The following is an 18,193-nucleotide window of genomic DNA, read 5'->3' on the forward strand; positions in this document are numbered from 1 at the left end:
CCCGCCTCGGAGGCGGGCCGACCCGGCAGGTCAGGCAGTCGCGTCACAGCCGGCCTCGCCGCCCCGGACGATCACCAGGAACGTGTCCGTCGCCAGATCCATCACGACCTCCGCGGGCAGGCCCTCCAGACGTCGCGCATGCGCGAACTCCTCCGCCGGCCACGACCCGCGCGGCCCGCCGGCGGGAAAGCGCTCGAGCACCGTTCGCCCGTTCACCCTGCACCTCCATGTAGCGCTGTACTCGTAGAGTTAAACGCCAAGCATGGGGTGTACGCCTCGCGCAGTGACGGTTCTGAGACGTACTTGACACTCGTTCAACGCCGAGAGTGATGCCTACCTCACACTTTCGGGCTATTCGATCACCCAGCGCGTCAATCCGCGTACATATCGTGTTCACTCTTCGTACTCGTCGCGCTCAGGAATGCGGAGCAGCTGCGGCGGCCCGCGTCCGCGACGGGCTGGGCCCGCCCCGCGAAGAGGTCCAGCAGGGTGGCCTTGCCGTCGCCTCCCTCGAAGACGTATTCCGTGTCGGTCCCGACCATGGGCAGCCGCCTCCGCTCGGCGTTGAGCGCGTCACGCGCGCGCGTGATCTTTTTCCGTACCTCACCGGCAGCGTGAGCAGGCCGCGGGGCCCGCAGGGAGGGCCGCCACCGCGGTTCGCCGTCCGCGAGGCCAGCTCCGGGAACCGTTCCAGCAGGGCCGCCGGCGCGATCTCGGTCTCGGTGCGGGCCAGTGGGGCACCCAGGCAGTAGTGGATGCCGTGGCCGAGGGCGAGGTGACCGGAGGTGTCGCGGCCGAGGTCGAGCCGGTCGGGGCGGGGGAAGCGGGCGGGGTCGCGGTCGGCGGCGGACAGGGACACCCATACCGTCTCGCCCGCGGGCACGGCGACGCCGCCGCGGATCGAGCAGGCACGGGCAGCCGTGACCCCAACTCCCCCACGATCGCGGGCACATCGACGGTCAGCGGCTCGCGGTCCCGCATCAGGACGCGCCCGTTGACCACGGTGGTGCGCACGTCGGAGGCGCGGGCGCTGTGCACGAGGGTGGCGGCGAGGTCGTGGACGGGCTGCGTGTTCGGCCGGTGAGGTCGACGAGGGCGAGGCCGGCCCGGCGCGAGGCCCCCGGCCGTCTCGCCGAGGTCGACCGCGCGAGCGCTCCGCAGCGTTGCTGCGTTGCGTGGTGCAGAGCCTGACGGGCGGTCGGTCGGCGCGGGTCGCCCTCGGCGGACTTCTTGGATCAGGAAGGTCAGCGCCATCGCCTCTCACACGTCCAGGGAGTTGTCGGAGGCGGCCCCGTCCGTGGCGAGTCCGACCGGGATGCCGAGGTCGGCGAGGGCGCGGACGGGTGTGGTGGTCGGCGAGGCGAACTTGAGGCAGCCGCGCGGTGCGGCGCAGGACCGGGCGGTGGCGGCGAGGTCGGCGTCGGTCACGGTGTAGGGGGCGTGCGGGGGCGGCCTCGGCAGCGGGGGCGACGGAGACGACGACGCCGTCCCGTACGACGACGGCCGCGTCCTACCGGAACCGGATGCCTTCTTGATCGTCGTGCGCAACGGCGGTGCATCCGGTGATGATGAGATCGGCAGGGGAGCCGTTCGGAGAAGAGTGGCTCCCCGGTGAGTGCCTCGCGGGAGACCGGCTCCCGGGAGAGTGGCTCATCACGTCAACGTACGACGGCGTCGTGGCGGCGGGTGAGCCGAACCGCGCATCCGGTCACGGCACTGTCGCCCGGCGGGCCGCGCGGGCACCCTGGCCTCACCACTGCCCGCCCCGGATCCTGGAAGGAGCCCGACATGCTCCTCGGCACCTGGAACCTGGAGAACCTGTACCGGCCCGGCGGCCCCTACGGCCCCAAGGACAAGGCCGCCTACGACACGAAGCTCGCCGCCCTCGCCGCCGTGATCACCGAACTCGATCCGGCGCTGCTCGGCGTGCAGGAGGTCGGGGATCCGGACGCGTTGCGGGACCTGGCGGAGCTGCTGGACGGCGACTGGCACCTGGCGATCTCCGAGCATCCGGACGGTCGGGGCATACGCGTGGGATTCCTCAGCCGTACCGCGCTGGACGTGCTCTCCGACACGGCGGCGTTCCCGGGGCGGCTGCGGCCCGTACAGGCCGACGACTCCGGGTCTCAGGACGCGCAGGCCGGGCGCGGCTTCCTGGCGGTGGGGACCGAGACGGCGGCCGGGCCGCTGCGGGTGGCGGTCGCCCACCTCAAGTCGAAGCTGCTGACCTACCCGGGCGATCGGTTCGTCCCGCACGACGAGGGCGAGCGGGCACGCTACGGCGCGTACGCCCTGTACCGGCGGGCCGCCGAGGCCGCGACGCTGCGGGCGCTGGCCGACGAGCTGCTGGCCGGCGAGGGCGGCACGCGGGACGTGGTCGTGCTCGGCGACCTCAACGACGAGGTGCAGGCCGCGACCACCCAGATCCTGCTGGGCCCGCCCGGCTCCGAGATCGGCACCCCGGGCTACGACCACCCCGACCAGGGCGACGCCGTCCGGCTGTGGGACGTGGCCCCGCTCATCCCCGCCGAGCGGCGCTACTCGCGGGTGAACTCCGGACGCCGTGAGCTGATCGACCATGTGCTGGTCAGCCATCACCTGGTCCATCGGCTGACGGAAGCGGGCACCGGTCTGCCGGACGACAGTGCGCCCCGGCTGCCGTCGATCGGCCCCGACCCGGCGGAGCGGCAGGGCGCGCCGGGGTCGGACCATGCGCCGGTGTGGGTGCGCGTGGGTTAGGGCCTGTCCGGCCGATCAGGTCGCAGGAAAGTGACGGCGCCCGATCAGCCCGGGTGAGCGGGGGCTGGTGCGTCCCGGCTGCGGGTCGGGGCTCGGCGGCACGGGTGAGCAGGGCAGTGACATTCGCCGTCAGAACGGCCGCCACGCTTCGAAGAGGGCCTGGACGACGAGAAGGACCTCGATCCGGCGACTTCGGCGACTTCGGCGAGGAAAAATCGCGTGCGTCGGCGACGAGGGGCCCTCATGATCGGACGGTTGCCCGCGTCGGCTCCTGGAGCCCGCGTGATGCGGCGCGTCACCGCCGAACGGTCTCGTTCGTCGACGTTGCTCGGTGTGGCGTGCCTTGGCCGCACGGGGCAGTTGGTGGAGAGCACTACGACGGCCGTCGTGCCGGAGGAGGCGCGTGCGTGAGGGACGATCCGACGGTTGTGCTGCGCCGGGCGGACGGCCGGGATGCCGCCGCCGTGGCCGACGTCTGGCTGCGGTCCTTCGCCGCCGCGCTGCCCACCGTCGTAAGGCCACGGTCCGACGACGAGGTGCGGGCGTACATCCGGGACGTGCTGGTGCCGTCGCGGGAGACCTGGGTCGCCGAGGCGGCTGACGGCGGCGGCATCGTGGGGATGATGGTGCTCGACGGCGACCTGTTGTCCCAGCTCTACCTCGCCCCGGACCGGCGCGGGCAGGGCATCGGCAACCGCTTCGTCACGCTGGCCAAGGAACGCAGGCCGAAGGGCCTGACGCTGTGGACCTTCCAGGTCAACACACCCGCACACCGCTTCTACCAGCGGCACGGCTTCGTCGCCGCCGAGTACACGGACGGCAGCGGGAACGAGGAGCGGGAACCGGACGTGCGTTACGTCTGGCGCCCGTGAGCGAGCGTGGTGGTTGCCGTCGCCGACGGGCCCCGGTGCGGCAGTCCCGCAGCGTCCGCCGCCGTGCGCAGGACGTCTCTCAGCATCGCGGGGGTGAGCTTGCCGGTGAAGGTGTTGCGCTGGCTGACGTGGAAGCAGCCGAAGAGCTCGATGCCGTCGAGCCGTACCCGAGTTCCGTGGGCGAAGGCGGGGCGTGGCCGGGGCACCGTCCAGCCCGCCTCGGTGAAGGCCGGCAGCGCTGCCTGCCAGCCGAAGGCGCCCAGCACGACCACCGACCGCAGCGTGGGCCGCAGCAGTCCGAGCTCCTGCACGAGCCAGGGTCGGCAGGTGTCCCGCTCCCCGGGCGTCGGCTTGTTGGCGGGCGGTGCGCAGTGCACCGGTGAGGTGATGCGCACCCCGTACAGCTCCAGCCCGTCGTCGGCGGCGACGGAGGTGGGCTGCGAGGCGAGCCCCACGTCGTACAGCGCCTCGTACAGCACGTCGCCGGAGCGGTCGCCGGTGAACATGCGGCCGGTGCGGTTGCCGCCGTGCGCGGCCGGGGCGAGTCCGACGATCAGCAGCCGTGCGTCCGGCGGCCCGAAGCCGGGTACCGGTCGGCCCCAGTACGTCCACTCGGCGAAGGCGGCGCGTCTGGTGCGGGCCACCTCCTCGCGCCAGGCGACCAGGCGCGGGCAGGCCCGGCAGTCCGCGATCCTCTGGTCGAGGGCGGTGAGGCCGCTGGTTTCCATGCCTCCACCGTAGGTCGGGTCCGGCGAAAACCGGTCGGGCCCACCCGATCCGAGGGGCTAAGGTCGAAGGCATGGCTTCCGAGGCTGACGAGGACAGGACCGCGCGGGACGGAGCCGGGGCGCAGGCCGCCGGTGCGCACGCCGGGGCGATGGCCGCCCTTGCGCACAACGGTGCTGAAACGACGGCTGCCGGGCCGCGAGCCCTGGATGCCAACGGCCCGCGGGCCCTCGATCCCAACGGTCCGCAGGCCCTCGATCCGAAAGTCGCCGCCGCCGTCGCCGCCGCGGAGGCCGCCGGTCCTGCCAGTGGCGAGACCGTGCGGATCGACAGCTGGATCTGGTCGGTACGCCTGGTCAAGACCCGCTCCGTCGGCGCCGCCGCCTGCCGGGGCGGCCATGTCCGAGTGAACGGCGAGCGGGTGAAGCCCGCCCACTCCGTGCGCGTCGGCGACGAGGTGCGGCTGCGGCACGACGGCCGGGAGCGGGTGGTCGTCGTCAAGCGCCTCATCCGCAAGCGCGTAGGTGCTCCCGTGGCCGTGCAGTGCTACATCGACAACTCCCCGCCGCCCCCGCCCCGCGAGGCCATCGCCCCCATCGGCATCCGCGACCGCGGCACGGGCCGCCCCACCAAACGGGACCGCCGCGAGCTGGAACGACTGCGCGCCTTCGGCGGCCACCCCCCAGGCCCCGGGGGACGGTGACGCGCCCCGGTCATCCCCGGCGCCGTACCAGCCGCAGCAGTTCCGCGTTGTGGCCGCGCCGTGCCCGGGCGATGAGGGCGAGCGGCACGATCAGGATGAGCGGGGTCGCCGCGTACTGTCCGTCGAAGACGGTGAGCTGCACGATGAACGCGCCCACCATCAGCGCGCTCAGCGTCGTCGCCGCCACCGACTGCAGCACCGGGACCAGCAGCGCGACGGCTCCGGCGAGTTCCAGGGCGCCGATGGTGTACATGCCGGTACTGCCCCAGCCGATCCTGTCGAAGGACTCGACGGCCGACGGGTGCGCGATCAGCTTGGGCAGGGCGCTCGCGAGGCCGTAGAAGAGGGCGAGCAGCACCTGTACGGCGCGCAGGGCGCTACGGGCGCGGCGGCCGCGGGCGGACTCGGCCGCCCCTGAGGCCGCCCCTGAGGCAGCGGACGAGCCGGAGGCGAGAGACGGGACGGAAGCGGTGGTCTCGGACATGGGGTCTCCTGTGGGAAGCGGTGCGTAACGCCGTCGCCGAGGTAGACCTGTCCACGCCCCGGAAGTCATCGGCCCCGGTGCACAGCGGGAAGCAAGCAGTGCGGGGCGCTCGTCGGTGGCGGGCAGTGCGCGTGGTTCTCCGCCTGGGTCACGTCGTCCTTTGGTCACGTCGTCGCCGAAGAGTACGTTGCAAGCAGGAGTGATGACCGGCGATGCGTACGGGCAGTGAACCGGCAACCGCGCGCAGTGCCCTGCGGGCGCGGTTCTGGCTGAGCCTGTGGGGGATGGTCTGGGCGGTCTTCGGTACGGCCGTGTTCGCGCTGGTGGGCCGGCCGGGGTGGGCCATCGCCTGCGGCGTGCTGTGGGTGGTGATCACCATCGACATGGCGGTGATCGTCCGGCACATACGGCAGGGCCCCCACTACCAGCCCGGACGTGATGTCCCCCCGTACCAGCCACCTCAGCGGCGACCCTAGCGGTACGCCCCCCTGCCCGGTGACGCGCTCAGGACTCGAACCGCGCCCGCTGCAGGTACTGCGGGTTCGGGTCGAGGGCGGCCGCCAGCCGGAAGTGCCGCCTGGCCTGGTTCGGGCGGCCCTGGCGCTCGTAGGTGCGGGCGAGCGCGAAGTGCGCGAACGCGTTGTCCGGCTCGCGTTCCAGGACGATGGTGAACTCCAGCTCGGCGGGTCGCAGTTGCGCGGCCGCGAAGAAGGCCCGCGCGCGCAGCAGGCGGGCGGCCGTGTTCTCCGGGTGCGCGGCGATGACGCCGTCGAGCAGCTTCACCGCGCCCCTCGGATCCCGCGCGGCGAGCAACTGTTCGGCGGCACGGAAGTCGATGACATGCGTCTCCGGAGTACGTCCGGTCGAACCGCTGGTCTCGGGCACGGCACATTCCTTCCCTCACTGGCGGGTTTCAACGCCCCGCCGGGGCACGGCTATTCCTGCCCTGCGCCCACCGCTCGTGCTCCGCGCCCCCCGAGGACCTGATCCTGAGCTCCTACTCCTGAGGCGCTGTCCGCGGCGCGTGGGCTCTGCGGAGCAGCTCGGCCCACACTTCCCGCACGCGCCGCCGCAGCTGCTCCAGCGGTACGTCGTTGTCGATGACGATGTCCGCGATCTCCAGGCGCTTCTCGCGGGGCGCCTGGGCGGCCATGCGCGCGCGTGCGTCCTTCTCGGCCATGCCGCGCAGCCGCACCAGCCGGTCCAGCTGGGTCTCGGGAGCGGCGTCGACGACGATGACGAGGTCGTACAGGGGTGCGAGGCCGTTCTCCGCGAGGAGCGGCACGTCGTGGATCACGACGGCGTCCGGCGCGGCGGCCTCCTCGAGCTCGCGGGAGCGGGCGCCCACCAGGGGATGCACGAGGGAGTTGAGGACGGCCAGCTTCTGCGGGTCGGCGAAGACGATGGAGCCGAGCTTGGGGCGGTCCAGGCTGCCGTCGGCGGCCAGCACCTCCTCGCCGAAGGCCTCGACGACGGCCGCGAGCCCGGGGGTGCCCGGGGCGACAACCTCGCGCGCGATGCAGTCGGCGTCGATCAGCACGGCTCCGCACTCGACGAGCAGCCGTGACACCTCACTCTTGCCGGCGCCGATGCCGCCGGTCAGGCCCACCTTCAGCATGAGCGGAAGCTTAGGGCCTGACCGCGGCCGGGCATCCGGCGGGCGTCAGTTGTCGCCCTCGCGCTCCGCCAGGAACCGTTCGAACTCGCGTCCGATCTCGTCCGCCGACGGGATCTCCACGGGCTCGGCGAGCATGTTGCCCCTGGTCTCCGCGCCCGCGGCGGCGTCGTACTGGTGCTCGAGGCCCTGGACCAGGGCGGTGAGTTCCTCGTCGCCCTCCCGGATCTGCCGGTCGATCTCCGTCTGCGTGCGGTGGGCGTCGGTGCGCAGGGAGTGCGCGATGCCCGGCAGGACCAGGCCGGTGGCCGACGTGATCGCCTCCAGGGCGGTCAGCGCGGCGTCGGGGTAGGGCGAGCGCGCGATGTAGTGCGGGACGTGCGCCGCGACGCCCAGCACGTCGTGACCGGCCTGCATCAGGCGGTACTCGACCAGCGCCTCGGCGCTGCCGGGCACCTGGGCCTCCTCGAAGGGGCTGCGGTGGCCGGGAACGAGCTCGGCGCGGTTGCCGTGCGGGGTCAGCCCGACCGGGCGGGTGTGCGGGACGCCCATGGGAATGCCGTGGAAGTTGACCGACAGGCGTACGCCGAGTCGCTCCACGATCTGCCGTACGGCGGCGGCGAAGCGCTCCCACTCCACGTCGGGCTCGGGGCCGGACAGCAGCAGGAAGGGCGCGCCGGTGGTGTCCTGGACGAGCCGCACCTCGATGGCGGGTTCCTCGTACCCGGCCCAGCGGTCGCGCTGGAAGGTCAGCAGCGGGCGGCGGGCGCGGTAGTCGACGAGCCGGTCGTGATCGAAGCGGGCCACGACCTGGTGGGGCAGCGAGTCGAGGAGCCGGTCGACGATCTGGTCGCCGGTCTCGCCCGCGTCGATGTATCCGTCGAAGTGGTAGAGCATGACAAGTCCGGCCGACTCCTGGGCGAGCGCCATGTCGACGACGGCCAGGCCCTTCGGTTCCCATGCGTACAAACCCTGCGGATCAAGCACTGTGACCGCTCCTCCTCGTATTCGTACTGCTCAACGAGGTGCGGGGCACGGGCATTCCCAACCCACGGTCTTTTGCGGGCGCTTGCCGCGATCGCCGCGGCGCGTTGTGGGGGCGGGCCGCCGTCCCGGACACGTCTGAGGGGCCGCACCCCGAAAGGTGCGGCCCCTCGACTATCGGCTGCTAAGCCTCAGCGGCAGCGTTCAGCTCTGGCCGCCGGCCAGCTTCTCGCGCAGGGCAGCCAGCGCCTCGTCCGAGGCGAGGGCGCCGGAGTTGTCGCCACCCTCGGAGGAGTACGAGCCACCGGTCGCGGCCGGAGCGGCGGCCTCGCCACCCTCGGCAGCGGCGGCAGCGTCGGCCTCACGGGACTTGATGACCTGCTGCTGGTGCTGCTCGAAGCGCTGCTGCGCCTCGGCGTACTGGCGCTCCCACTCCTCGCGCTGCTTCTCGTAGCCCTCGAGCCAGTCGTTGGTCTCGGGGTCGAAGCCCTCGGGGTAGATGTAGTTGCCCTGGTCGTCGTAGGACGCGGCCATGCCGTACAGGGTCGGGTCGAACTCCACCGAGGCCGGGTCGGCACCGAAGGACTCGTTGGCCTGCTTCAGCGAGAGGCTGATGCGACGACGCTCGAGGTCGATGTCGATGACCTTGACGAAGATCTCGTCGTTGACCTGGACGACCTGCTCCGGGATCTCCACGTGGCGCTCGGCCAGCTCGGAGATGTGGACCAGACCCTCGATGCCCTCGTCCACGCGGACGAACGCACCGAACGGAACCAGCTTCGTGACCTTGCCGGGCACGACCTGGCCGATCTGGTGGGTGCGGGCGAACTGCTGCCACGGGTCTTCCTGGGTCGCCTTCAGCGACAGGGAGACGCGCTCGCGGTCCATGTCGACGTCGAGGACCTCGACGGTGACCTCCTGGCCGACCTCGACGACCTCGGAGGGGTGGTCGATGTGCTTCCAGGACAGCTCGGAGACGTGGACCAGACCGTCGACGCCACCGAGGTCCACGAAGGCACCGAAGTTGACGATCGAGGAGACCACACCGGAGCGGACCTGACCCTTCTGGAGGGTCGTGAGGAACGTCTGGCGGACCTCGGACTGGGTCTGCTCCAGCCAGGCACGGCGGGACAGGACCACGTTGTTGCGGTTCTTGTCCAGCTCGATGATCTTCGCCTCGAGCTCCTTGCCCACGTAGGGCTGGAGGTCGCGGACGCGGCGCATCTCGACCAGGGAGGCCGGGAGGAAGCCGCGCAGGCCGATGTCGAGGATGAGACCACCCTTGACGACCTCGATGACGGTACCGGTGACGATGCCGTCTTCTTCCTTGATCTTCTCGATGGTGCCCCAGGCACGCTCGTACTGGGCGCGCTTCTTCGAGAGGATCAGGCGGCCTTCCTTGTCCTCCTTCTGGAGGACGAGGGCCTCGATCTCGTCACCGACGGCGACGACCTCGTTGGGGTCGACGTCGTGCTTGATCGAGAGCTCGCGGCTCGGGATGACACCTTCGGTCTTGTAACCGATGTCGAGCAGGACCTCGTCCCGGTCGACCTTCACGATGACGCCGTCGACGATGTCGCCGTCGTTGAAGTACTTGATCGTCTCGTCGATCGCTGCGAGGAAGGCTTCCTCGTTACCGATGTCGTTGACCGCTACCTGCGGGGTGGTGGCGGTGGTCTCGGTGCTGCTCGTCATGTGGGAAAGGGCTCCGGTACGGACATTGAAGTCGTAGGTACTGCTTACGCCGGGAGCCCGTTTCGCTCTGCAGAAGCCGGACAGCCAAGGAAGCGCCGATCCAGGACACCAGGTGCCCGGTGGCGCCTCGACAACCGAGGGGACATACAACAGATGCGAGCGCAGCCTGCTACGTCTGAGGTGCGCAGGCCCGCAGCGCAACTTGTAGCATACGGGGGCAGCCGGACAGGGTCAATGCGCGAAGCCGCACACCCGGGGCGGATCGCCGCATACCCGGCACAAAACCTGTCCTCCGAAGCCACGCGGACGCCGGGGCGCCCCCCTGGTGACGCCGCCGGACGGGTTGCACGGAAGAGTACGACGAGGGAGCCGATCATCCAAGAGCCCGAACCGTTCGAGCCGGAGGCGACCCGACGCGAGGCGGGGGTCGCGGAGAGCGCCCGGGCCAACCGGGGCTGGTGGGACCGGAACGCGGACGAGTACCAGATCGAGCACGGCACGTTCCTCGGCGACGACCGCTTCGTATGGGGCCCCGAGGGCCTGGACGAGGCCGGGGCGGAGCTGCTCGGGCCGCCCGGGGAGCTGAAGGGCAGGGACGTCCTGGAGATCGGCGCCGGCGCCGCCCAGTGCTCGCGCTGGCTGGCCGCCCAGGGGGCGCACCCGGTCGCCCTGGACGTCTCCCACCGCCAGCTGCAGCACGCGCTGCGCATCGGCGGAACGTTCCCACTGGTGTGCGCCGACGCGGGCGCGCTCCCGTTCGCGGACGGGTCGTTCGACCTGGCCTGCTCGGCGTACGGGGCGCTGCCCTTCGTCGCCGACCCGCGGCTGGTGCTGCGGGAGGTGCACCGGGTGCTGCGGCCGGGCGGGCGGCTGGTTTTCTCCGTGACGCATCCGATCAGGTGGGCCTTCCCGGACGAGCCCGGCCCGGAGGGGCTGTCGGTGTCCGCCTCGTACTTCGATCGCACGCCGTACGTCGAGCAGGACGAGGACGGACGCGCGGTCTACGTCGAACACCACAGGACCATCGGCGACCGGGTGCGGGACGTCGTGGCATCCGGTTTCCGGCTGGTGGACCTCGTCGAGCCGGAGTGGCCGGTCTGGAACACCTCCGAATGGGGCGGCTGGTCGCCGCTGCGCGGGAACCTGATCCCGGGGACGGCGATCTTCGTCTGCGAGCGAGACTGAGCGTGTGATCCGCTACGACGCCCTGGACGCGCTGCCCGTGCGCGGCGCCCTGCCCGCCCTGGACGACGCCCTCGACGGGCACGGCACCGCGGTGCTCGTCGCGCCGCCCGGTACCGGCAAGACGACGCTGGTGCCGCTGGCGCTGGCGGGTCTGCTGGGTCGGGGACCGGCGCGGCGGGTGGTGGTGGCCGAGCCGCGGCGGATCGCGGCGCGGGCGGCGGCGCGGCGGATGGCGTGGCTGCTGGGCGAGCAGGCCGGCGAGAGCGTCGGCCACACCGTGCGCGGCGAGCGGGTCGTCGGGCGGCACGCGCGCGTGGAGGTCGTCACGACCGGTGTGCTGCTGCAGCGGCTCCAGCGCGACCAGGAGCTGACGGGTGTCGACGTGGTCGTGCTCGACGAGTGCCACGAGCGGCATCTGGACGCGGACACGGTGGCCGCGTTCCTGTGGGACGTCCGGGAGACCCTGCGGCCGGAGCTGCGGCTGGTGGCCGCGTCGGCGACGACCGACGCCCAGGGGTGGGCGCGGCTGCTGGGCGGGGCTCCGGTGGTCGAGGCGGCGGGCGCCGCGTATCCCGTGGAGGTGGTGTGGGCTCCGCCGGCGCGTCCGGTACGGCCGCCGCACGGTATGCGGGTGGACCCCGCGCTGCTGGCGCACGTGGCGTCGGTGGTGCGGCGGGCGCTGACCGAGCGGGCGGGGGACGTGCTGTGTTTCCTGCCGGGCGTGGGCGAGATCTCCCGGGTCGCCGGGCAGCTGGGCGATCTCGGCGGTGTCGACGTGCTGCAGGTGCACGGGCGGGCTGCCGCGGCCGTGCAGGACGCGGTGCTGGCGCCCGGTGCGCGGCGCCGGGTGGTGCTCGCCACCTCGGTGGCCGAGTCGTCGCTGACGGTCCCCGGGGTGCGGGTGGTCGTGGATGCGGGGCTGGCCCGGGAGCCGCGGGTGGACCATGCGCGCGGGTTGAGCGCGCTGACGACCGTACGGGCCTCACAGGCGGCGGGGCGGCAGCGGGCGGGGCGTGCCGGGCGTGAGGCCCCGGGGACGGTGTACCGGTGCTGGGGGGAGGCCGAGGACAGGCGTCTGCCGCGGTTCCCGGCGCCGGAGATCAAGGTGGCCGACCTGACGGCGTTCGCCCTGCAGACGGCCTGCTGGGGCGACCCGGAGGCCTCCGGGCTGGCGCTGCTGGATCCGCCGCCTGGCGGGGCGATGGCGGCGGCGCGGGCGGTTCTGACGGCGGTGGGAGCGGTGGACCGCGTCGGGCGGGCCACGGAACGGGGGATGCGGCTGGCCCGGCTCGGCACGCACCCCCGGCTGGGGCGGGCGCTCCTCGACTCCGGCGGGGCGGGTGCGGCCGCGGAGGTGGTCGCGCTGCTGAGCGAGGAGGCACCGCGGGAGTACGGATCCGATCTCGCCGGTGCTCTGCGGGTCGCTCGGCGTGGGGGTGACCTCTACGCCTCGCGGTGGCGGGCGGAGGTCCGGCGGCTTCGGGCCGTCGTTCCGGAGGTTTCCCACCCGCCCACGCGTGACTCCCGTACGCAGGTGGACGCAGGGGCCGGGGCAGGCGCCCCGGACGAGGGGGCCGCCGGCGAGCGGCCTGAGGCCGGGGACGACCGGGTCGCCGGGCTCGTGGCGGCCCTCGCCTTTCCCGAGCGGGTCGCCAGACTCGACGGCGGGTCGTATCTCATGGCTTCCGGGACGCGGGCCGAACTTCCGGAGGCATCACCTCTGCGCGGGGCGCCGTGGATCGCCGTGGCCGTGGCCGACCGTCCCGTCGGCAGGGGGCACGCGCGCGTGCAGCTCGCCGCGGCCATCGGCGAGGACATCGCACGGGCGGCGGCCGGGGCCCTGCTGGAGCAGCGGGACGAGGTCCGCTGGGCGGACGGGGATGTCGTCGCCCGGCGGGTCGAGCGGCTCGGGGCGATCGAGCTGGCGGTGCGACCACTGGCCGACGCCGATCCCGCGCTCGTACGGGAAGCGCTTCTCGACGGGTTGCGGCAGGAAGGGCTCGGGCTGTTGCGGTGGGCGCCGGAGGCCGTGGTGCTGCGGCAGCGGCTGGCCTTTCTGCGCATGCACCTGGGGGAGCCCTGGCCCGACGTCTCCGACGACGTGCTGCACGCGCGCGTGGAGGAGTGGTTGCAGCCCGAGCTCGGCCGGGCCCGGCGGCGGGCGGACCTGGCGCGGATCGACGCCGGGCAGGCGCTGGCCCGGCTGCTGCCCTGGGCCTGCGGCACCGCCGCCCGGCTGGACGAACTCGCTCCGGAGCGGATCACCGTGCCCAGCGGCTCCCGGATCCGGATCGACTACGCCAACCCGGAACAGCCCGTGCTCGCCGTGAAGCTGCAGGAGATGTTCGGGCTGGAGACGTCGCCCGCAGTCGCCGGGGTGCCCGTCCTGGTGCACCTGCTCTCCCCCGCCGGGCGGCCCGCCGCCGTCACCGCCGACCTCGCCTCCTTCTGGCGGGACGGCTACAGGGGCGTCCGGGCCGAACTGCGGGGGCGGTATCCGAAGCACCCCTGGCCCGAGAACCCGGCGACCGCGGAGCCGACCCGGCACACAAACGCCCGGCTCAGGCGCTGAGCGGCTGCGGCTCGGTGGCCTGTGCCGGTTCCGGGCCCGACGGACGGCGGCCGCGGGCCTCCAGCCAGAGGGAGAACGACAGCAGCACTGCGCCCAGGACGAGGAAGCCCCACGGCAGGTACGACGTCATCAGCAGGACCAGCCGGCGCTGGGACTTGACGAGGCTCACCGTGTGCCGGATGTATTCCTCGCGCATCTTCACGTGCCCGGCGAAGGCCGTCACCCTGTCCCGGCCGCCGAGCAGGGTGCCGCCGCGCAGCTCCTCCTTGTGGATCTCCTCGCCGTAGACGGGGGCGCCGGTGACGGGTTCGACCCAGAACCTGCGGACGGTGGTGTACCAGCGGGTGGTTCCCGTCCCGGCGACCGACTCGGGGGTGACGCCCTCGACGGGCATCGCCTTGGGGAAGGGGACCTTGGTCCAGGGGATGATCTGCTCGAAGCAGTAGACGGTCAGCCCGCGGAAGTTCTGGGTGCCCCGGTAGTGGATGGGGGCGGTGACGCGGGCCTGGGCGTCGAAGTACTCGTAGTCCCGCTTCTTCGTCAGGAAGGGCCACTTGAACTCGATGCCCTGCCGGCGCACCGGGTCGCCGTCGACCATCTCGCCCGTGGCGTGGACGGGTTCCTGGGTGTGGGCGTCGAAGATGTAGCGCTCGGGGATCCGGGAGACCATCTTGCCGTCGGGACCCTGGACGTAGGACAGGCCGTCCCAGACGACCACGTCCCGGCCCGCCGTCCGCTCGATCCGCTTCGAGGCCTCCACGTTGCCCTTGAGGGTCTGCACGATGGTGACCACGGGGACCGTGCGGGCCTTCATGGTGCCGTAGTCGAGGAGGGTGGCGTTCCTGGCCTCCAGGACCATGTCCTGGTACTCGTTGGCGGGCACCTTGGCCAGGCGCGGGAAGGCGTACCAGCGCAGCAGCGGGGACAGTGCCGCGCAGAACACGGCGAAGGCGAGCAGGACCAGACTGGCCTTGCGGCGCATCTTTGCCTCCCTCCCGGACGGGTGCGGCTACGGATGTGCGGGCACCGTCGTCAGCAGCGGCTTCGGGGACGTCCGGCCCTGCGGCGAGCCCATGGCGGTGATCGTCACAACCAGCGCGAGCGCGACGGCGAGACCGGTCGCGGCGGCGATCAGGGGGCGCATGCTGGCCTCCCGGCGGACGGAGACGGGCTGGAACCGGCAGGACTGGTACGGACACGCCGGAACTGATAGAGCGTCAGATCCGGCACCGTAGCAACGGGCGGCCGAGATGAGAACACGTCGCGCACGCAAGAGGGCGCCCCTTCGCCGGGAGAGGCGAAAGGGGCGCCCTGCACACCGTCCGGGGTGCTTACGCCGAGGGGCTGGGCGACGGAGCGGCCGACGTGCCGGCCGGAGCCACCTTCAGTTCCAGGGTCAGCGTGGCGCCACCGGCGGTGGTGATGCGCAGCAGGAAGGTGCCGGTGGTGTCGTCCGCGTACAGCTTGGGCAGCTTCAGCAGGCCCTTCGCGTCCGTCTGGAGGTCCTTCAGGGTACGTACGGGCTTGCCGTCCGCGTCCTTGAAGTAGGGGCCCTTGTCGTTCTCGATGAGGCCCGTGTCGTTCCGGGTGGGGCCCTTGTCGTCCTGGGTGGGGTCGTCGGCCGGCTTGACGAGGGTGGCGGTGGCCGCGACCTTGTCGGCGACGGCGCCCTTGTAGGTGGCCTTGACCTCGACCTGGTCGGCGAACTCCCCGCCCGGGGTGCACGTCAGGGGCTTGTCGCTGGTGCGGGTGAGCGTGTCGGCGACGCGCGGGGTGACGGTGGCCGGGTAGTCGAGGGCGGCGAGCGTCCGGCCCACGACCAGGGCGCGGACGGTGAAACCGCCCGCCTTCTCGCCCGCCTGGAGCAGGGGGGCGACGGCCACGCCCGAACTGTTGGTGACGACCGTGGCGACCTTCTCGCCACCGGTGAAGGCGGCATCGGTGTCGCCGCTGATCACGAACCGGACCCTGACCTTGCCGACGGCCTTGCCCTCCTTGGTCTCGGCACGTGTGCTGATCTTCTGGGCGAACGCGTGGCCGGCCATGGCCGTGAGCTTCGCCGTGCCCGCGTCCTTCAGGTGGTCCACCGTGTCGGTCGGGGTGGGCGTCGTGTGGGGCGGGGTCGGCGTGGGGGGCGGAGTCGGCGTGGACGGCGGGGCCGGCGGCGGTGTGGTGCCGCCGCCCGGCTTGGTGGGCTCGGTGGACTTGCCGGGCCGGGGGTCCGTCCTCGGTGTGGAGGGGCTCGGCTCGGTCGGCCGGGGGTTCGCGCCGGCCGTGGGGCCGCTGCGGTCGGAGGGCGGCGTGCCGGTGCCGTCCGGAATCGAGTGGGTGCCCTTGCGGTAGTACTCCAGCCACATCAGGACGGTGCTCAGGTAGTCCTGGGAGTGGTTGTAGCTGAGGATCGCGCTCCTGAGGTCGGCGTCGGCGGACATGTCCCAGCCGTTGCGGCACAGGTAGTGGCCGGTCGCGAGCGCGGCGTCGTAGACGTTGTTGGGATCCCGCTTGCCGTCGCCGTTGCCGTCACGGCCCGCCCAGGCCCAGGTCGACGGGATGAACTGCATGGGGCCGACCGCACGATCGAACGTGCTGTCGCCGTCGTAGGCACCGCCGTCGGTGTCCTTGATGTGAGCGAAGCCGTTGCCGTCGAGGACCGGGCCGAGGATCGGCGAGACGGTGGTGCCGTTCGCGTCGACGCGGCCGCCGCGGGCCTGCCCCGACTCCACCTGGCCGATGGCGGCGAGCAGTTGCCAGGGCAGGTTGCAGCCGGGCTTGGAGGTTCGCAGCTCGGCCTCCGCCCTCTTGTAGGCGTCGAGGACGGTGGCGGGTATGCCCGCCTCACCCGGGCTCCGGGAGACCGGGGTGCCGATGGTGGGTGCCGGGTTGGGGCTGTTCAGCGGCGGCAGGTCGGTGTAGTAGGGCGAGTTGCCGGTCGCGCCGCCGTCGGTCTGCGCATCGGGTGAGGGCGTGGCACCGGCGGCGGTCTGTCTGCCGTGGTCGTCGACCGTCACCCCCGGAGCCTGGGAGGCGGACAGGGCTGCGACCGCTGCCGCGGCCACGGCCGTGGTTGCCGCTCCCTTGCGCAGCCTCCTGCCGAAATGCGCCGCCATAGAGTGAACCCCTCCCGTGGACGCTCTGGCGTCCGTCTCTGCTGCCTGTTCGCCCTGTTGTGACGGTTCACCCGTGGTACCGGTTGCCCTCGTGGAGCTTTACGGGTGGTCTGTGCGCGTTTTCAGGTGTTCTCGTCGTGTTGTTCTCGTCGTGTTCTGTTCGCTCGTTCGACGCCTCCGTCGACGGAGCGACCCAGGTGACCCTACGACAACTTCCTCTGTGCCGGGACCCGTTCATGCCCGATTTTCACCGATTGGCCATGCACTGTTGTGACGAGGGCCCGCCGGCGGGCATCCCGCATACTGAACACCGCCGATCACCGGGTGGCCGGACCCGGTCGACATCCCACGGGGGGACCCAGTTGCCGTTCACTTTGAGCCATGCCGCGGCGGTACTGCCCGCGGTGCGGGGCGACGGAAGCGGGCGGGGCCGACTGGTGCCCGCGGTGCTCGTGGCGGGCTCCTTCTCGCCCGACATGACCTATTACGCGGCGAGTGTTCTGCCCGGGGCGATGGAGTTCGGCGAGGTTACGCACTCCTTCACGGGAGTGTTCACGATCGACGTGCTCATCGCCTGGGTGCTGGTGGCGCTGTGGCTGCTGGTGCGCGAGCCGCTGGTCGCGCTGCTGCCGCGGTCCCGCCAGGGGCGTACCGCGGCGCTGACACGGTGTGGGGTGCCGCGCGCGCCGGTACGGCCGTCGCTGGTGCTGTGGTGGTACGTCTCGGCCGCGCTGGGCGCGCTGACGCATGTGGTGTGGGACGCCTTCACGCACCTCGACCGGTGGGGGATGCGGCTGCTGCCGGTGCTGGGCGACCGGCTCGCGGGCGCGCCCCTGTACTGGTACCTGCAGTACGGCGGCTCGGCGGTGGCGGCGGTCGTCATCGTCTGGTTCGCCGGGCACGCCTTGCGGCGGGCACCGGAGGGTGATCCGACGGGCGTTCCGGCACTGTCGGTGCGCGACCGGTGGTGGGCCGGCGCGGTGGTCGGCGGCTGCGCGCTGACGGGGGCGGTACGGCGGGCCGCCGACTTGTGGGCCGTAGGGGCGCCGACGGCCGGGCCCGGGGACCTGATACCGACGCTGTGCTTCGGCGCGGGCGCCGGACTGGTCCTGGGGCTGCTCCTGTACGCCGGGGGCGTCCGGACGTGGCGCCCGGCTCGGGCCCTCGAAGGTTCCGGCAGGGACGCGGGGGCTGATGGTCCGGGGTGGGCGGCGGGACCTCCCGGAGATCCGGGGCGGGTCACGGAGTCCGGCCATCCGGGGCGGGCCGCGGGGCCTGGGGACGGGGAGCGAGCGGGGCCTGGTGGCGACCGCCGAGGCCGCGCAGCCCGGTGACGAGGGGCGCAGGCCCTGAGGGTGACCGGCTGGATCGCCAGGCCCGGTGACGAGAGGCGCAGGCCCTGAGGCTGACCGGCCCGATCGCCAGGCCCGGTGACGAGAGGCGCAGGCCCTGAGGCTGACCGGCCCGATCGCCAGGCCCGGTGACGAGAGGCGCAGGCCCTGAGGCTGACC

At 72.5% G+C, this 18,193-nt stretch carries 17 protein-coding genes and 4 pseudogenes; 8 read left to right on the top strand and 13 right to left on the bottom strand.

The annotated features are described in order from the left end of the window. Positions 1-30 precede the first annotated feature (30 nt). From AB0A61_RS06135 to AB0A61_RS06150, 4 genes and pseudogenes are all read right to left on the bottom strand, one after another. A complete protein-coding gene (locus AB0A61_RS06135) occupies positions 31-216 on the bottom strand; it encodes a hypothetical protein (RefSeq protein WP_361286833.1) in 186 nt (61 codons plus the stop codon). Between the two features lie 242 nt (positions 217-458). Next, positions 459-587: pseudogene (locus AB0A61_RS06140) on the bottom strand (DUF899 family protein); the annotation flags it as partial. Positions 588-592: 5 nt separating this feature from the next. Beyond that, positions 593-895, bottom strand: a pseudogene (locus AB0A61_RS06145) (cytochrome P450); the annotation flags it as partial. A gap of 17 nt (positions 896-912) precedes the next feature. Then, positions 913-1,386 (bottom strand): annotated as a pseudogene (locus AB0A61_RS06150) (amidohydrolase family protein); the annotation flags it as partial. Positions 1,387-1,788: 402 nt separating this feature from the next. On the opposite strand from AB0A61_RS06150, the gene AB0A61_RS06155 reads away from it, so the two are divergent. The 3 genes and pseudogenes from AB0A61_RS06155 (at position 1,789) to AB0A61_RS06165 (ending at position 3,611) form a co-directional block, all read left to right on the top strand. After that, entirely contained in the window at positions 1,789-2,739 is a 951-nt protein-coding gene (locus AB0A61_RS06155) for an endonuclease/exonuclease/phosphatase family protein (RefSeq protein WP_361286836.1), read from the top strand. 315 nt (positions 2,740-3,054) lie between these two features. Next, positions 3,055-3,150 (top strand): annotated as a pseudogene (locus AB0A61_RS06160) (RidA family protein); the annotation flags it as partial. Then, positions 3,147-3,611: a GNAT family N-acetyltransferase gene (locus AB0A61_RS06165; protein WP_361286839.1), complete on the top strand. Its 465-nt coding sequence runs from the start codon at positions 3,147-3,149 to the stop codon at positions 3,609-3,611. The pseudogene AB0A61_RS06160 and the gene AB0A61_RS06165, both read left to right, overlap by 4 nt. On the opposite strand, the gene AB0A61_RS06170 is transcribed toward AB0A61_RS06165, so the two are convergent. Continuing rightward, positions 3,593-4,339, bottom strand: a complete 747-nt coding sequence (locus tag AB0A61_RS06170) for a uracil-DNA glycosylase (protein ID WP_361286842.1) — start codon at positions 4,337-4,339, stop codon at positions 3,593-3,595. The genes AB0A61_RS06165 and AB0A61_RS06170 overlap by 19 nt on opposite strands. A 149-nt stretch (positions 4,340-4,488) precedes the next feature. On the opposite strand from AB0A61_RS06170, the gene AB0A61_RS06175 reads away from it, so the two are divergent. Next, complete coding sequence (locus AB0A61_RS06175) at positions 4,489-5,040, top strand: RNA-binding S4 domain-containing protein (protein ID WP_361287327.1); 552 nt, start codon at positions 4,489-4,491, stop codon at positions 5,038-5,040. A gap of 10 nt (positions 5,041-5,050) precedes the next feature. Here the strand turns inward: AB0A61_RS06175 and AB0A61_RS06180 are convergent, their stop codons facing one another. Beyond that, on the bottom strand, positions 5,051-5,524 hold the full coding sequence (locus AB0A61_RS06180) for a DoxX family protein (protein ID WP_361286845.1): 474 nt from the start codon (positions 5,522-5,524) through the stop codon (positions 5,051-5,053). 212 nt (positions 5,525-5,736) lie between these two features. On the opposite strand from AB0A61_RS06180, the gene AB0A61_RS06185 reads away from it, so the two are divergent. Then, the gene (locus AB0A61_RS06185) at positions 5,737-6,000 is read left to right on the top strand and encodes a DUF6343 family protein (protein WP_361286848.1); all 264 of its coding nucleotides are present in this window, start codon (positions 5,737-5,739) and stop codon (positions 5,998-6,000) included. A 28-nt stretch (positions 6,001-6,028) separates the two neighbouring features. Here the strand turns inward: AB0A61_RS06185 and AB0A61_RS06190 are convergent, their stop codons facing one another. From AB0A61_RS06190 to rpsA, 4 genes are all read right to left on the bottom strand, one after another. Beyond that, positions 6,029-6,409 carry a tetratricopeptide repeat protein gene (locus AB0A61_RS06190; protein ID WP_361286851.1) on the bottom strand — a complete coding sequence of 127 codons (381 nt, stop codon included), beginning with the start codon at positions 6,407-6,409 and terminating at the stop codon, positions 6,029-6,031. 112 nt (positions 6,410-6,521) lie between these two features. Then, entirely contained in the window at positions 6,522-7,142 is a 621-nt protein-coding gene (coaE, locus tag AB0A61_RS06195) for a dephospho-CoA kinase (RefSeq protein ID WP_361286854.1), read from the bottom strand. A gap of 45 nt (positions 7,143-7,187) precedes the next feature. Next, positions 7,188-8,126, bottom strand: a complete 939-nt coding sequence (locus tag AB0A61_RS06200; protein WP_361286857.1) for a PAC2 family protein — start codon at positions 8,124-8,126, stop codon at positions 7,188-7,190. A gap of 201 nt (positions 8,127-8,327) precedes the next feature. Further along, positions 8,328-9,818 (bottom strand): 30S ribosomal protein S1, encoded by a 1,491-nt coding sequence (gene rpsA / locus AB0A61_RS06205; RefSeq protein WP_055491747.1) that lies wholly within the window; start codon positions 9,816-9,818, stop codon positions 8,328-8,330. Between the two features lie 234 nt (positions 9,819-10,052). On the opposite strand from rpsA, the gene AB0A61_RS06210 reads away from it, so the two are divergent. Beyond that, positions 10,053-11,003 (top strand): class I SAM-dependent methyltransferase, encoded by a 951-nt coding sequence (locus AB0A61_RS06210; RefSeq protein ID WP_361286861.1) that lies wholly within the window; start codon positions 10,053-10,055, stop codon positions 11,001-11,003. A 4-nt stretch (positions 11,004-11,007) separates the two neighbouring features. Further along, positions 11,008-13,575: an ATP-dependent helicase HrpB gene (gene hrpB / locus AB0A61_RS06215; RefSeq protein ID WP_361286864.1), complete on the top strand. Its 2,568-nt coding sequence runs from the start codon at positions 11,008-11,010 to the stop codon at positions 13,573-13,575. Here hrpB and AB0A61_RS06220 read toward each other — a convergent pair. From AB0A61_RS06220 to AB0A61_RS06230, 3 genes are all read right to left on the bottom strand, one after another. Further along, positions 13,565-14,557 (bottom strand): DUF3068 domain-containing protein, encoded by a 993-nt coding sequence (locus AB0A61_RS06220; RefSeq protein WP_361286867.1) that lies wholly within the window; start codon positions 14,555-14,557, stop codon positions 13,565-13,567. The genes hrpB and AB0A61_RS06220 overlap by 11 nt on opposite strands. 27 nt (positions 14,558-14,584) lie before the next feature. Then, a complete protein-coding gene (locus AB0A61_RS06225; protein WP_361286870.1) occupies positions 14,585-14,719 on the bottom strand; it encodes an SPW_0924 family protein in 135 nt (44 codons plus the stop codon). A 187-nt stretch (positions 14,720-14,906) separates the two neighbouring features. Further along, on the bottom strand, positions 14,907-16,682 hold the full coding sequence (locus AB0A61_RS06230) for a lytic transglycosylase domain-containing protein (RefSeq protein WP_361286873.1): 1,776 nt from the start codon (positions 16,680-16,682) through the stop codon (positions 14,907-14,909). A gap of 362 nt (positions 16,683-17,044) precedes the next feature. Here AB0A61_RS06230 and AB0A61_RS06235 point away from each other — a divergent pair, with 362 nt between their 5' ends. Beyond that, positions 17,045-18,016 (top strand): DUF4184 family protein, encoded by a 972-nt coding sequence (locus tag AB0A61_RS06235; protein WP_361286876.1) that lies wholly within the window; start codon positions 17,045-17,047, stop codon positions 18,014-18,016. Positions 18,017-18,193 lie beyond the last annotated feature (177 nt).

The sequence above is a fragment of the Streptomyces sp. NPDC046197 genome, from assembly GCF_040646295.1.
In the GTDB taxonomy this organism is placed as follows: Bacteria; Actinomycetota; Actinomycetes; order Streptomycetales; family Streptomycetaceae; genus Streptomyces.